Below are 14,490 nucleotides of genomic sequence, written 5' to 3' on the forward strand. Positions count from 1 at the left end.
TTCTGCAACTGTGCCACTAAAAATACCAGTCAAACTCGCTCAATTCGCGGCAGTAATCGTTATGATCTATATAATGATTGCTCTATCTAATAAATTGCGTGCTGCAAATGTTGTTATTTTATTCAGCTAAAATAACAACATACTTTAAAAATTATAAACCTACCTAATTTCTAAGCGACATCCACGTAAAAACAGCATAGCAAGCATCAATATTTTCTTTGACGTTTTTAAAGTTTTAGTTGGCTTAGCCTTTCAATATTTACGCATAGAAGATGCAACTTTTTAACACAACAACAATCTTATCAGTACAGTCATATAGTCTGTAGCCTGTCTATGACAGCCCGATGAACAATTTTTGATTTACTAGAAAATTGCTTTCGTTTATTTTCTTAAAAGATTGAATACCACTCAATTCACCTTAAAAAAAATTCAATGCAGCACTCTGCTGATAATCCTTAACAGCGATTATCATATAAATAGTCCGCAGAAAATGCTTAATTTTTGCTATGATGATAAGCGCTTTCTTATTCCATCTTCTTTTCGACAAGAAAAACAAAGTCCTTTCTCATTTATAGGCGTAGGAATAAAGCATATTATCTTAGACTCACCAACACATTTAGTGTTTAAATTTCAATAGGTTAGCTCATGCTTTTAATGGTTGATAACTATGACTCTTTTACCTATAACATCGTCCAGTATTTTGGCGAGTTAAATCAGGAAGTAAAAGTCGTTCGTAATGATGCCGTGACATTAGAAGACATTGAGCGATGGCAACCCAAGTATTTGGTGATTGGTCCAGGTCCATGTTCTCCCTCTGAAGCAGGTATTTCTATTCCTGCCATTCAGCATTTTGCAGGCAAAATTCCATTACTGGGCGTGTGCTTAGGCCACCAAAGTATTGGACAAGCTTTTGGTGGGAACATTGTGCGCGCTAAAACTGTCATGCATGGTCGTTTGTCGGATATGTATCACAGTAATACAGGTATTTTTAGCAACCTGCCTTCACCATTTTCTGCAACCCGTTACCACTCTTTAGTGATTGATCAGGCGACTTTGCCTGATTGTTTAGAGGTCACTTGCTGGACTAACGAAGCAGATGGCTCGATGGAAGAAATCATGGGTGTGAAACATAAGACTTTGCCTGTAGAAGGCGTGCAATTTCACCCTGAATCGATCCTGAGCCAACACGGACATCAAATCTTTAAAAACTTTTTGGACATTTACGCCTAATGAACGAGTCAGATACCATGAATATTCAACAAGCTTTAAACCACATTACTAAACAAATTCATCTGACTCAGCCACAAATGGAAGATGTGATGCGTGCCATCATGTCGGGCGAAGCAACTGATGCCCAAATTGGTGCGTTAATGATGGGCTTACGCTTAAAAGGCGAAAGTATTGATGAAATTACTGCTGCTGCACGTGTGATGCGTGAATTTGCCATTAAAATTGATGTCAGCGATATTCCGTATTTGGTGGATATTGTTGGTACAGGCGGTGATGGTCAAAACCTATTTAATGTGTCTACAGCATCTTCCTTTGTCATTGCTGCTGCAGGCGCAACTATTGCCAAACACGGTAACCGTGGTGTTTCCACGAAATCAGGTTCATCTGACCTATTAGAACAAGCAGGCATTAATCTTGATTTAAATATGCAACAAACTGAACGCTGTATTCGTGAAATGGGCGTGGGTTTCTTGTTTGCACCAAATCATCACAAAGCCATGAAATATGCGGTGACTCCACGTAAAGAATTGGGGATTCGCAGCATTTTCAACCTGCTTGGCCCACTGACTAACCCTGCAGGTGTGAAGCGTTTCGTGATTGGCGTATTCAGTAATGAATTGTGCCGTCCAATTGCAGAAGTGATGAAGCAGCTCGGTGCTGAACATGTCATGGTCGTGCATTCTAAAGACGGTTTAGACGAAATTAGCCTTGCTTCGAGTACTTATGTTGCAGAACTCAAAGATGGTGAAATTACCGAATGGGAACTCACACCTGAAAGTGTTGGTATTGAATCTCAAACCTTAACGGGGCTGATTGTAGAGAACTCTGCTGAAAGCTTGGCACTGATTAAAGATGCTTTAGGTAAAAACAAGTCTGACAAAGGCGAAAAAGCGGCCAATATGATTGCTCTCAATGCAGGTGCAGGTATTTATGTATCAGGCTTGACCAACAGCTACCAACAAGGTGTGGCTTTGGCACATGACATTATTTATGGTGGACAAGCTTTGGAAAAAATGGGCGTGTTGTCTGAATTTACCAAAACGCTTAAACAGTATGAAGCTTAAGACAGGTTAGGAAGAATCATCATGGTTGATATTACAAATACAATTTTAGGTAAAATTGTAGAACGTAAGCAGGAAGAATTTGCCGAGCGTCTGAAGCAACGTAGTTATGCAGACTTAGAAGAATTGGCACGTGCAGCAACACCTGTACGTGGCTTTGCACAAGCCTTGCACAGCAAACGCCCTGCTGTAATTGCCGAAATTAAAAAAGCGTCTCCATCTAAAGGCATCATTCGTGAAAATTTCAATCCTGCCGAAATTGCACAACAATATGAAGCCGCAGGTGCTGCCTGCTTATCTGTACTCACAGATATAGATTTCTTTCAGGGTGCAGATGAAAATATTCAAATTGCCCGTTCGCACTGCAGCCTACCTGCCCTGCGCAAAGACTTTTTAATTGACCCTTATGGCGTGATTGAAGCGCGTGCTTTGCATGCGGACTGTATTTTGCTCATTGTGTCTTGTTTGTCTGATCAGCAATTGCAAGAAATGTCTGAAACGGCGTTTGAACATCATTTAGATGTATTGGTGGAAGTGCATGATGAAAGCGAACTCGAACGTGCACTAAAACTGTCTGAACGCTGCATTTTAGGGGTCAATAACCGCGATTTAAAAACCTTTCAGGTCGATTTAAATAACTCGTTGCGTTTAAAAAATCTTTTGTCCCCTTCTCGCCTTTTAGTTACAGAAAGTGGTATTACGACTCCTGAAGATGTACGCATGATGCAGGAACACGATATTCACAGTTTCTTGGTAGGCGAAAGCTTTATGAAACAAGAACGTCCAGACCTTGCCTTTCAAGCACTGTTTGGTCAGCCTGAAAATCTTTAATTCATTCAAAGTACCATGAGTAAACATGATTCCTCGCTTTCTAAAGAACAGTACAAGTTACTGAAGTCTTTTAAAAAGCAAATCACTCAGCCTCATTCTGCTCCTATTGCCAAACCGTCTGAACCCAAAGTTCAGACGCCCGAGCAACAGCAGGAAGATGATTTGGCATTGTTTCATCAGCAAATGCAAGGTGTCCAAAAAATGGATGCGGGCAATATTGCTAAACTTGAAACACCTGCCAGAAAAAAGCCTGATGCACAAACACTGGCCAAACGTGCTGCAGCAATGGGGCCAATGGAAACAGATGAAACTTTGTTGTCCGATACGCAAGCCATGCTGAATCCTGTTGGTAGTCAGGCTGCATTGAGTTATCGGATTGCAACCCTACAGCATAAAGTCTTTGAAGATTTAAAAGCAGGCAACTTACGCTGGTTTGAAGCTGTAGATTTACATGGCTGTACTGTAGAAGAAGCGCGAGTTGCGGTGTTGCAAATCATTCAAATGGCCAAAGATGAAAACCAGAACGTGATTAAAATTGTACATGGTAAAGGCCCTGAAGCCATTTTAAAAACCTATGTGAATGGTTGGCTGCGTCAGCATCGAGATGTTTTGGCTTTTGTCAGTGCGCCTGAAAAACAAGGTGGTACAGGTGCGGTTTTAGTGTTGCTTAAACGCAGTGAAAAGAACCCAAAGTTTAAACAGTAATCGGATTCATCTTTTAAACAGGGCATTGCAATAGTTTTCTGTTACAATGCCGTCCTTGTTCAATATCAGTGTAAGTGAACACGTCTTATGTCTATGCAGCAATCCTACGCAAACATCCTAACCGCCGTTGGTGAAGATCTTAATCGTCCAGGTCTCAAAGATACGCCGATGCGTGCTGCTAAAGCTTTTTCGTATTTAACTTCGGGTTATAGCCAAACTTTAGCCGAAGTCACCAATAATGCAGTGTTTCCATCCGACAATCGTGAAATGGTATTGGTTAAAAATATTGAGTTCTACTCACTATGTGAACACCATTTATTGCCATTTTATGGTCGTGTGCATATTGCCTACTTACCAGAAGGCAATGTATTGGGCTTGTCTAAATTTGCCCGCATTACCGAAATGTTTGCTCGTCGTTTGCAAATTCAGGAAAACCTGACTCAGCAAATTGCTGAAGCTGTAGCTGAAGTGACCAAAGCTCGCGGAGTTGCTGTAGTCATTGATTCAGCCCACATGTGCATGATGATGCGCGGTGTAGGCAAACAGGAATCAACCACACGTACCGTGTCTTTTGTGGGAGATTTTAAAACCGACAAAGAAGCACGTCGTGAGTTTTTAAGTGCAGTGCCTGAAAGTTTTTAAATGACGTTTGCTCTAAATAGATCAAGCCTACATAAAAAAATCCCGAAATTGATTTCGGGATTTTTGCATTTTAGTGTCTAGCTATATGTTTAGCCCATATAAACATTATTACGCCCATTATTTTTGGCGACATACAAAGCTTTATCTACTGCATCTAGGAACCGTTGATAGTCTGGGTGACCATCATATTCATGTACCCCAATACTAACGGTGAAATTAAAGCTCGCCCCAGTAGAAGTATTGACCGTTCTGTCCGCAACCCGTTTACGAATATTTTCAGCGACTTTTAACGCTCGCTCTACATTGGTATCGACCTGTAAAAGTAAAAACTCTTCACCGCCAATACGGAATGCATAATCACTGCCCTTGGTATATTGCAAAATAGAATCTGCCAAAAATTGTAAGGCTTCATCGCCAGCTGCATGTCCATAACGGTCATTAATGTATTTAAAATGGTCAGCATCTATGGAAAGCACAGTCAGCGGTGTATTATTTTTACGCGCAAAGTTAATTTCACGCGCCACAATAGTACTTAAGTAACGTCTATTCAGTAACTGAGTTAAAGCATCATTCCCTGAGTTGATATATTCTGAAACCTGAAAAATTTGATCAATCAAATGTAAAATTTCACGGTTTTTAGCGCGGATCAACTGAATCATTTCAACTGCATGGGATTGGCTTTCAGAATTCTTAATTTGTTCAATTAATTCATCAACTTGATAGATGCGATCGGTAATTGTACCGACCTGCTCAGTATTGGAAAATGCATAAGCAGCTTTATGAATAAACCATAAACCAAATTCAGTTTTAGATAAAATTGGCTGTGTCAGTTTGCTGTGGTCTGATACAACCTGAAACATGAGCTCATTTTCCCAATCCAATAATGTACCGCGCTGACGATCTTTTTGCACGGTAACATCCTGCATTGCAGAAAATAAGCGGTAGGTATGTTTCATATCATTATGAACTTCTACTTTAAGTTCATAAGAACGACACATAATTTCGGTGGCAAAACACAGAATTTGGCACAAATAATTAATTTGGTTTAAATTGGTATAAGGCTCATTGGCCAAAAAAGTTAAGGCCTTTTTGATAATGATGCGCACACCACGAAGAATCATCCAAGATGGAATATGCACACGCGCATGCACATCACCCACTTTAAATTGCTTTTCAACAATTTCTAAATAATTTTGTTTGAATGGTACTTCAAAACTAGATACTAACCATTGATGTAATGAGTTTTTTAAACGGTTTTGTACCATTTCAACGGAAAGAAACTCTAAAGCTTGTTCTTCCAATAACATTTGTTGATAAAATTCAAGTACAAAAGCATCAGCATGGGTTTGAACGAACTGAAATGTAGCTTCTAAATCAGCTTGACTATATTGCTCACAAACGATTTTCCACTGATCTGCCAGTTCACGCTTACACTCTTGATACATCCCAACCATCCAACTGCCATCTAAACGCTCAAATTCTAACGAATTTGAAGGATAACTCAATTAAATTTTATCTAAACGCGAACAATGTCACATTAAGCCAATTTAGAAAAAATGCACATAACCTAAACTAGTCTTATCCCAGTTCTTTTTGTCTTGTTGCTGATATTCCCACCCCAAACGTAAAACATGTTGTGGATGAAACATATATTGAAACTGACTATTCAATTTAAATTGCCATTGATGTGAATCTTCCCAATACGGCAATTCCACTTGAACAAGGCTATTAATACGTTTTGACCAGATATTTTGACAACCCAGTGTCGGGCCAATGCCCACGCGCCAGCCTTTATCTAAAGCCTTTCCAGCTTGAATATGATTCTGCACTTGTGCATAACATAAATGCTCACGCGTCTGACTAGCCAAACTATAGCCAAACTGGGTCTTGATGCTCATCACGCCATGCTGCTCAGTTTCACTAAAAGTTCCGTGTGAATTCAATGCTTCTTGCTGCCAACCAAAATTAAAGCCCCAACTGAGCGGTGTTTTAAATGGCGTGACTGGGTTATAAGAGTTCACCGAAAGTACATCTAACTGATTCAGTTTTAAACGCTCTTCACGGTATTGTAAGGATAGGTCTAAGAAATTCAGCTGCGTCCCTGTACGAAAACCGCCTTGTGGGTCGAGTAAATCATGGTACGCCTGACGATGGTTCAATTCGATAAAGTGCTCCCCTTGCACCTCGCCTGTGTGTACCGCAACAGTTCGTGCATCGTGCCCCTGTACAGGATCAACCTGAGGGCGCGGAGCATCCTGACGTTGTTTTTCTAAATTGATGTGACTTCTTAAACTTAGAATTTGTCTAAGCCGTGGCTGTGCCTGTTTAGCTTCAATTTTGCGTCCAATCAGTTTTAGGTATAAATCGTCATAGGCCATTTCTAAAATTTTAGCCTGATCGCTTTGGCTGTAATTTTTCAAAATTGAAGCAACATTCTGAGGTTCTGCTTCAGCCACTTGATGCGCTGTTTTTGCCAAAGCCGTACCATGCTGTCGAGCTTGTGCCAATAACTGGGTTTCCAAAGCAGGACGATAAACTACATCGGCAACTAAGTTTTCCTGTTCTATAGCTTTCAACGTTTCAATTGGGATAGATGCCACTTTAAATTGTTGTTGTAAATTCAGTTCAGGGCGTACCAGATCAATTAACCCTAGTAAACGATAGGCGCAATTATCACTAATAAAATAATAAGGGAATTGCACATGCTTCATTTCCCAAATGTGCTGCACTAAAAATGTGGTTTCTTGTTCATTCAGTGCCAGTTCATATTCCCATAAATCACGGCTTTCTAAATCGCCATATTCTTTTACTTTACGGTAATACGGCATTAATGAATATTCACCTGGATACTGCCCTGTAAGCCCTTTCCACGCATAAGACCAACCTTCACTGCCAGTGACGGTTGCTGCATAATTCACGGCATAGGATATAAGATTTAATTGTTTTTGATCTTTCGGGTCCAAGCGCAATAAGGTATGCCCAAACATAGAACTTGGATTGCCCATAAAGTCTGTGGCATAAATCAGCACTGCTTTATAGGGCTTAATTTGCCCAATCCATTCATCCAATTCAGGGCATTGCACCTGTGCTAAGTCCTGTTGAGGAATATTTAATTGTTCAATCAGCCAACGACTGCGTGCAGGAAATTTACACTGCACCGATTGATTGGCAGGCGCTATTTCAAATAATGCCTGCACATTGCGAAGTAACTCTTGGTCTAAATTGCTTCCACCTTGTTCTGACACAAAATAGCCCGCATATTGCACTTCACTTTTGCCTTGCTGCGCATACATTAAGCGCTGCCAAGTCACCTGTTCTGCTAAGTGCAAATCTTTGGCTTTTTGCACATAATTGCTTGCAGATGTGGCTAAAGTTTCAGCCCTTTGTGCCACAGAACTTGGAGAAAGTTGTTGAGTCAGGCTGGTTGATATTTCAGAAGATAAAGCAAAAACCGTAGGAGATAAAAAAGCAGCAGTACACAAGACAAAAAATTTCATGGACATCTTATATGTTTTTTATAGGCAAATTTGAATTTCAACATTGTATTTGGGTATAAAAAAGCCCTGCAATTACACAGGGCTTTCATTCAAACTTAAACGTATGCTTTTAATACGTCATCATTTGCCATTACGTTTTGTAAAGAAGCCAGAACTTCTAAAGACGTTTGGTTTTCTGCAGAGTAGATAGAAGCAAAGTTTTGCTTAGAAACTGTAAAGAAGTGTGCTTTATCTTCAGCTTTAATGTTTAGCAATTCAGCCAATACATTTAAGCTTTCACCTTCACCAACTGCCATATCACGTGCCAATGATTCAGCATTTTCATTGGTAAAAGTCACGACTTGTGCAGTTACTGTACCTGTACCGCTACAACCTAAAGTACCAAATGTAATACCAAATAATTGGTTAGCAAAAATACCGTTGGTGGTTGCTGCTAAAATTTTAGCCACTTTACCAGACTGACCTGCCCAAACTTGTGAACCGATACCACAACCTGCATCACGGTCTGCAAATGCTGCTGTAGAACCCACTGCCAACACTGCAGCCAATGCTAATTTTTTCATCATAGTCGTACTCCAGAAATTTATTATCCGAAAAGTTATGCTTCGAATCATTATTATTGCTTTGTGTAACTTTTATTACACCGCTTTAAGATAGCGAGATGCGACTAAGAACGCAAAACATTTATACCAAAGTCATGCATTATTTTTGTAGCGTAAGATCATCCCTGAATTGAGTCTGTTTTCGGAGCCTCATCTTTAAGTGTCCATCGTCCTTGAGCATCACGAATACCAAGTATTTGCATGACTAAAACTAGACTCAATAGCAGCAACAAGTACCAAGACCCCAACTTGCCCCAACCCACCATGTGCCACGTATCGACCTGACTTGGATATAGCCAAATTTGATAAAAGGTACTGATATTCTCTGCCACCCAAATAATAAATGCCAATAGCAACAATATAGGTAACATTGGCAGCTGCAATTGATGCTGTTGCAATTGAAAACGGATTTTGGTTTTCCAGAAAATCAGCACACTCCACGCAAATAAGCCGTAGCGAATATCTGGAATAAAAAATTTGCTCATGAAATTAATATAAGACAAAACCGCTAAAGCCAGCATATTCGGGAAAGTTGGCAAATTCAGTAACGATACCCGATACAAACGCAAGGAACGTGCAAAAAAACTACCAACTGCTGAATACATAAAGCCTGCAAACAGCGGCACAGTCATAATTTTAAACACAGCAGGTTGCGGATATTGCCATGAAGCAATCTGTGGATGGGTCAGAAAAATTTCCATGATCATTGCCAAAATATGAAATAAAGCAATCACCTTGGCTTCAGCCCAAGATTCTAGTTTTAAATATAAAAGACAAACCTGAATGATTAAGGCATAAAACAGCAAATAGTCATAACGAAAAAAGCCAAAATATTCCTGACTGGCCATAGGTGCTGTAAATGCAAATGCAATCAGCAATAAAATTCCAAATAAGGCAGCCGAAGCTGCCTTAGTCGAAAATTCAAATCCTGACTTCAGCCATGTTCGCCACATCATGATTTGACGACCCGACTGAAGCTCACGTTACCCATTTCCATCTACAACTAACTGATCTATATGATTGCTTTTATTATAGATATTTAGCGCTGTATTCATGTACGGTATCGATAAACACTTTAGGACGTTCAGGGTCAACCCATTGGGTAATACCATGACCCAAGTTGGCCACATAACCAGTTTTTTCACCATTGGCGTAAGCATCATCCAGCATTGCACGAGTAGCTTTGGCAATCGCTTCAGGTGAACCATATAAAGTGGCAGGGTCTAAGTTTCCTTGTAAAGCCGCACGACCATTTACAGTTTGACGTGCCACATTCAGTGGTGTTGTCCAGTCCAAACCAAAGGCATCTGCACCTGTTGCAATCATTGGCTCAAGCCATTGACCACCACCTTTGGTGAATAAAATAACAGGAATTTTACGGCCATCTTTTTCACGCTGCAGACCTGACACAATTTTCTGCATATAGTTCAGTGAAAATTCAATATATTCACGATGTGCTAATGCACCGCCCCAACTGTCAAAAATTTGAACTGCCTGTGCGCCTGCATCAATTTGTGCATTTAAATATTCAGTCACTGCGTCTGCCAAACGACCTAACAGCGCATGCAATACTTCAGGCTGTGCATACATCATGTTTTTGGTAAAACGGAAATCTTTACTTGAACCACCTTCTACCATATAGGTCGCTAAGGTCCACGGACTGCCTGAAAAACCAATTAAAGGCACTTGTCCACCCAAAGCAGAACGTATGGTCGATACTGCATTCATAACATAGTCTAAATCTGACTTGGCATTGAATTTAGGTAAATTGGCAACATCTTGCTCAGTACGCACGGTTTTATGAAACTTTGGCCCTTCGCCTGCCTCAAAATACAGTCCTAAACCTAAAGCATCTGGAACGGTTAAAATATCTGAAAATAAAATAGCAGCGTCTAATTCATAACGGCGCAGTGGTTGCAAGGTTACTTCACATGCAAATTCTGTATTTTTACATAGAGAAAGGAAATCTCCTGCCTGCGAACGTGTGGCACGATATTCTGGTAAATAACGTCCTGCCTGACGCATCATCCATACGGGCGTGCAATCTACTGGCTCACGTAATAAGGCACGAAGAAAACGATCATTTTTTAAGGTCGTCATTTACTTTCCCAACTCATTTTCAATCTTGCAGCCATCATATCAAAAAGGTTGAAGTTTTAATAACTTCATTTCTGGTTGGTCTTTTTATCCTAAACTTTACGTGCAATTTCAATTTTTATTTTCGTGAAATACATCACATAAACAAAAGCATCGGTAAAAGCATCATCCTCTTGCACATTTACACAAAACAACTACTGCATCTCCTTAGTTTTTCTGCAATACTTGGCTAGTTTTTATCTATGTAAATGAATAATTCTCAAGGTTGAATTACATGTTCGTTCGCACAATACTCGCAATGAGTTTAAGTTGCATTTTTGCAGGAACTACTTTTGCTGCATCTACTGCTGAACAACCGTTAAATCCACAAGTGATCAGCAATACTGCGGTTGAAGATCCAATTGATCCTTTAGCAACAGAAGCTTCTGCAGCACAAAGCACGCTCAATGCAACCGATACTGCTATTACGCAACAAGAACAAAATGATTTAAATAAGGCATCACAAACCTTAGATGATCTACACAAAACTGAAGATACCACTGCCGATGTAGGTGCAGCACCGACCACAGCACCGACCACAACCACGCCAAGCCAGCCTGTTGAAACCACAACCACTGCAGCGCCAAAAGCTTCGTGGACTTTAGACGGTCTTAATAATGCCACTTGGTATGAAAATATTGGCAAAGGTCAATTTCCAGTGTATGCGCGTGCGCATGTCATGTTGAATAATGCCCATGCTTCTCCGGGTGCAATTGATGGTACCAGCGGTAAAAATACCCTGAAAGCCATTGCATCTTTCCAGCAAATGAACGGCATTAAACCTACAGGTATTTTAACCCAAGAAACTTGGGATGCTTTGGTGGCACGTCAAGGTTCACGTCCTGCATTTGTAGAATACACAATTACTGAAGCTGACCTAAAAGGTCCGTATGCTAAGTCCATTCCACATGACTATGCAGAACAAGCCAAAATGAAAGGCTTGTACTACACCCGTGTCAGCGAAATGCTAGGTGAAAAATTCCACATGGATGAAAATTTCTTAAAGAAATTAAATCCAAATGCGACATTTAACAAAGCGGGTGAAAAGTTATTGGTGACCAATGTCCGCAATGACTTACCAGAAGACATTCACCTGATTGTGGCGCACAAAGGCGCAAAACAATTGTATTTGTTCAATAAGCAAAACCAAATGGTTGGTTCATTCCCTGCAACCATTGGTAGTGCAGATACACCATCACCAACAGGTACCTATAAAATTACAGGTGTTGCGCCAAACCCATGGTATAGCTATTCACCAAGTAACTTTATTCAGGGTAAAAACTTAAAACCACTGTCTTTACCACCTGGCCCGAATGGCCCTGTAGGTAATATCTGGATTGGCTTGAGTAAAAAATCCTTTGGTATTCATGGTACGCCAAACCCATCGACTATTTCAAAAACAGCATCACACGGTTGTATTCGTTTAACCAACTGGGATGCCAATGACTTAGGTCGTAAAGTACGTTCTGGTGTGACTGTGAAATTCCTTGAATAATCGCACACCGTATAATCCCCCTGCTTAGGCAGCGAATGACCCACGTTTTACGTGGGTTTTTTGATATTTGAAAAAAGTATGCTTTTACAGATCACCACCCTAAATGTTGCAATTTTAGAACGGCATGTTGCAGAACGGCTGTAGGTTGGCAACATAAAAAAGCATAAGATGGCTTTAAGTTAAAAAAATGATAGGAGCATGATCATGAATGCTTATTTACACTGTAGCGAAAAACGTGGTCACGTCAAAATGGGTTGGTTAGACACCAAACACAGTTTCTCTTTTGGTAGCTGGTATAACCCGAAATATATGGGTGTGAGTGCTTTACGTGTCATTAATGATGACCGTATTGCAGCGCACAATGGTTTTGGCACACACCCCCACGACAATATGGAAATTTTGACCTGTGTGTTAAATGGTACGATTTCCCACCGTGACAGTATGGGCAATGAGCGTCATATCAGTGCTGGTGAATGGCAGCTGATGAGTGCGGGTACAGGCGTTCAGCATAGCGAAATTAACAATGGCGATGAAGAAGTGCACATGTTGCAAATTTGGATTCAACCCAATGTACGCAATGCGGAACCGACTTACCAACAAATTCAGCGTGACCCAAATGCTGAACCGAACCAGTGGCATTTAATTGTCGGCCCGAATGACAATGCCCCAATGCATATACGCCAACAAGCCGAAGTGAAAGCTGCAGTATTGCAAGCAGGAAAGCAGCTAGATGTTGCTGCAACACAAGCGGTCAACTATGTGCATGTGATTCGTGGTGAAATCAGCATTGGTGAGCAGACCGTGAAAGCAGGCGATGCCTTGTTATTTGCTGATGATGCCGTGATTGAAGCAAAGCAAGACAGCCAATTTATTTGGTTTGATTTACCAAAACAGTAACTGCTTATTTTGAGTAGTGCCTGTAAATACTTTTAAGTTACCCTCTTGCCCTCTACTACAGAGGGCTTTTTTTATGGCTATAGTTGCTGTTTTCAGTTTTTAATCATAACTTTTAGTCACAATGATGACCTTACACTGTTGTCTGTAAATACGCTGCGATTTGCGCTGCCACATCTCGTGCTGTTCGGGAAACGCCAATTAAAGTTGCCGATGCTGCACCAGTCCAATCACCATAACCGACCAACCACAAATTTTGCTGTTGTAGCGCTCGATTTTCTGACACATCGACTGTACCGCGTGCATTGACCACACCCAAACTTTGCAAATGTGACACTGCTGCCTTAAAACCTGTACACCAAATAATGGCATCAATGTCCTGTTCACTTCCATCTGCCCAAACTGCAGTATGTTCAGTTAAATAGTCAAATGGCGGCAGGCCATGCAATACATTGCGTTGCCGTGCATCTTTGACACTTGGAATCATCACAATATCACCCAAACTGCCAATCGGTTGTTCAATGCTGCGACCTTCTTGCTGGGCTTTTAAGCGTTCCGTGGCACGTAAAAATAAAACCCGTCCATCTACATCATCGGCTAAAAAACTTGGGGGTTGCTGTGTAACCCAAAAGGTTTCAGCCACTTTAGACACTTCTGCCAAAATTTGTGCGCCAGAGTTACCACCACCGACAATCATCACTTTTTTTCCCTGAAAAGCTTCAGCATTGCGGTAATGGGCCGAATGAATTTGTGTACCTAAAAATTGTTCACGCCCTGCATAGGCTGGAATAAAAGGCTGACTCCATGTGCCTGTTGCACTCACGACCGCTTTGGCGCGCCAGCTTCGCTGTGCCGAACAAACGATTAAATCATTGCCTTCAGCTATGATGTTTTCGACCTGCACAGGACGCAGCACTGGGAATTGATAGCGCGCTTCATAAGCCCTTAAATAGTCAATCACTTCTAATCGCTTTGGATATTCCTGTTCAGTTTTAGGCATCAACCAACCCGACAAAGAACTCCATGTATTTGGAGAAAATAACTGCAAAGAATCCCACGCATGTTGCCATGCACCGCCCGCTTGCGTTTGATTATCCAAAATCAGAAAATTGATTTTTTGCCGTTTTAAAAAGTAAGCCGTGGCTAATGCAGCTTGTCCACCACCAATAATAATCACATCGGTATCAATTGTTTGACTCAAAATGACTCTCCTGCATACAAGACGCACATGCTATGTTTGATTCTAACCCTGTGTGAACAGTTTACTCTATGATCTTTGCTCTAGCTTTTAGATCATTTTTGGGCAGAGTACACATAAAGCACAGCATTAATTTAACACTCAGTCCACAGAACAAGCTTTTTAGAAAAGAATGTCCAAAAAAGCAAAGCCAAGTCCT

The 14,490-nt window shown here is 40.8% G+C and carries 13 protein-coding genes; 7 read left to right on the forward strand and 6 right to left on the reverse strand.

All coding sequences use genetic code 11. From position 1 onward, the window contains the following. The first annotated feature begins 645 nt into the window (after positions 1 to 645). The 5 genes from ACNS8M_RS09760 to folE all read left to right on the forward strand — a co-directional run bounded on the left by ACNS8M_RS09760 (position 646) and on the right by folE (position 4,469). Positions 646 to 1,230 (forward strand): anthranilate synthase component II, encoded by a 585-nt coding sequence (locus ACNS8M_RS09760; RefSeq protein ID WP_168541764.1) that lies wholly within the window; start codon positions 646 to 648, stop codon positions 1,228 to 1,230. 17 nt (positions 1,231 to 1,247) lie between these two features. After that, complete coding sequence (gene trpD / locus ACNS8M_RS09765) at positions 1,248 to 2,294, forward strand: anthranilate phosphoribosyltransferase (protein WP_168417737.1); 1,047 nt, start codon at positions 1,248 to 1,250, stop codon at positions 2,292 to 2,294. Positions 2,295 to 2,315: 21 nt separating this feature from the next. Next, positions 2,316 to 3,122, forward strand: a complete 807-nt coding sequence (gene trpC / locus ACNS8M_RS09770) for an indole-3-glycerol phosphate synthase TrpC (protein ID WP_168526319.1) — start codon at positions 2,316 to 2,318, stop codon at positions 3,120 to 3,122. 15 nt (positions 3,123 to 3,137) lie between these two features. Beyond that, a complete protein-coding gene (locus tag ACNS8M_RS09775) occupies positions 3,138 to 3,827 on the forward strand; it encodes a Smr/MutS family protein (RefSeq protein WP_168526317.1) in 690 nt (229 codons plus the stop codon). A gap of 93 nt (positions 3,828 to 3,920) precedes the next feature. Further along, positions 3,921 to 4,469 (forward strand): GTP cyclohydrolase I FolE, encoded by a 549-nt coding sequence (gene folE, locus ACNS8M_RS09780; protein ID WP_171062567.1) that lies wholly within the window; start codon positions 3,921 to 3,923, stop codon positions 4,467 to 4,469. An 89-nt stretch (positions 4,470 to 4,558) separates the two neighbouring features. Here the strand turns inward: folE and ACNS8M_RS09785 are convergent, their stop codons facing one another. From ACNS8M_RS09785 to hemE, 5 genes are all read right to left on the reverse strand, one after another. Further along, positions 4,559 to 5,914, reverse strand: a complete 1,356-nt coding sequence (locus ACNS8M_RS09785) for a diguanylate cyclase (RefSeq protein ID WP_168526332.1) — start codon at positions 5,912 to 5,914, stop codon at positions 4,559 to 4,561. A gap of 102 nt (positions 5,915 to 6,016) precedes the next feature. Beyond that, entirely contained in the window at positions 6,017 to 7,966 is a 1,950-nt protein-coding gene (locus ACNS8M_RS09790) for a DUF4105 domain-containing protein (protein ID WP_419224803.1), read from the reverse strand. 95 nt (positions 7,967 to 8,061) lie between these two features. Beyond that, the gene (locus ACNS8M_RS09795; RefSeq protein WP_168541768.1) at positions 8,062 to 8,532 is read right to left on the reverse strand and encodes a DUF3015 family protein; all 471 of its coding nucleotides are present in this window, start codon (positions 8,530 to 8,532) and stop codon (positions 8,062 to 8,064) included. Between the two features lie 155 nt (positions 8,533 to 8,687). After that, positions 8,688 to 9,521, reverse strand: a complete 834-nt coding sequence (locus tag ACNS8M_RS09800) for a DUF817 family protein (RefSeq protein ID WP_168417809.1) — start codon at positions 9,519 to 9,521, stop codon at positions 8,688 to 8,690. 76 nt (positions 9,522 to 9,597) lie between these two features. Further along, on the reverse strand, positions 9,598 to 10,668 hold the full coding sequence (hemE, locus tag ACNS8M_RS09805; protein ID WP_168526313.1) for a uroporphyrinogen decarboxylase: 1,071 nt from the start codon (positions 10,666 to 10,668) through the stop codon (positions 9,598 to 9,600). A 271-nt stretch (positions 10,669 to 10,939) separates the two neighbouring features. Here hemE and ACNS8M_RS09810 point away from each other — a divergent pair, with 271 nt between their 5' ends. Continuing rightward, the gene (locus ACNS8M_RS09810; protein WP_168526311.1) at positions 10,940 to 12,199 is read left to right on the forward strand and encodes a L,D-transpeptidase family protein; all 1,260 of its coding nucleotides are present in this window, start codon (positions 10,940 to 10,942) and stop codon (positions 12,197 to 12,199) included. A gap of 204 nt (positions 12,200 to 12,403) precedes the next feature. Continuing rightward, positions 12,404 to 13,096, forward strand: coding sequence for a pirin family protein (locus tag ACNS8M_RS09815; RefSeq protein ID WP_168541770.1), 693 nt, complete (start codon positions 12,404 to 12,406; stop codon positions 13,094 to 13,096). A gap of 130 nt (positions 13,097 to 13,226) precedes the next feature. Here the strand turns inward: ACNS8M_RS09815 and ACNS8M_RS09820 are convergent, their stop codons facing one another. Next, positions 13,227 to 14,297 (reverse strand): ArsO family NAD(P)H-dependent flavin-containing monooxygenase, encoded by a 1,071-nt coding sequence (locus tag ACNS8M_RS09820; RefSeq protein WP_416240599.1) that lies wholly within the window; start codon positions 14,295 to 14,297, stop codon positions 13,227 to 13,229. Positions 14,298 to 14,490: the final 193 nt, after the last annotated feature.

This window comes from Acinetobacter sp. A2 (assembly GCF_048537555.1).
Lineage (GTDB): Bacteria > Pseudomonadota > Gammaproteobacteria > Pseudomonadales > Moraxellaceae > Acinetobacter.

Bases quoted from the DNA above. Each gene is read 5' to 3' on its own strand.
- ACNS8M_RS09760 (WP_168541764.1), top strand. From the start codon at position 646: ATGCTTTTAATGGTTGATAACTATGACTCTTTTACCTATAACATCGTC.
- trpD (WP_168417737.1), top strand. From the start codon at position 1,248: ATGAATATTCAACAAGCTTTAAACCACATTACTAAACAAATTCATCTG.
- trpC (WP_168526319.1), top strand. From the start codon at position 2,316: ATGGTTGATATTACAAATACAATTTTAGGTAAAATTGTAGAACGTAAG.
- ACNS8M_RS09775 (WP_168526317.1), top strand. From the start codon at position 3,138: ATGAGTAAACATGATTCCTCGCTTTCTAAAGAACAGTACAAGTTACTG.
- folE (WP_171062567.1), top strand. From the start codon at position 3,921: ATGCAGCAATCCTACGCAAACATCCTAACCGCCGTTGGTGAAGATCTT.
- ACNS8M_RS09785 (WP_168526332.1), bottom strand. From the start codon at position 5,914: ATGTATCAAGAGTGTAAGCGTGAACTGGCAGATCAGTGGAAAATCGTT.
- ACNS8M_RS09790 (WP_419224803.1), bottom strand. From the start codon at position 7,966: ATGAAATTTTTTGTCTTGTGTACTGCTGCTTTTTTATCTCCTACGGTT.
- ACNS8M_RS09795 (WP_168541768.1), bottom strand. From the start codon at position 8,532: ATGATGAAAAAATTAGCATTGGCTGCAGTGTTGGCAGTGGGTTCTACA.
- ACNS8M_RS09800 (WP_168417809.1), bottom strand. From the start codon at position 9,521: ATGTGGCGAACATGGCTGAAGTCAGGATTTGAATTTTCGACTAAGGCA.
- hemE (WP_168526313.1), bottom strand. From the start codon at position 10,668: ATGACGACCTTAAAAAATGATCGTTTTCTTCGTGCCTTATTACGTGAG.
- ACNS8M_RS09810 (WP_168526311.1), top strand. From the start codon at position 10,940: ATGTTCGTTCGCACAATACTCGCAATGAGTTTAAGTTGCATTTTTGCA.
- ACNS8M_RS09815 (WP_168541770.1), top strand. From the start codon at position 12,404: ATGAATGCTTATTTACACTGTAGCGAAAAACGTGGTCACGTCAAAATG.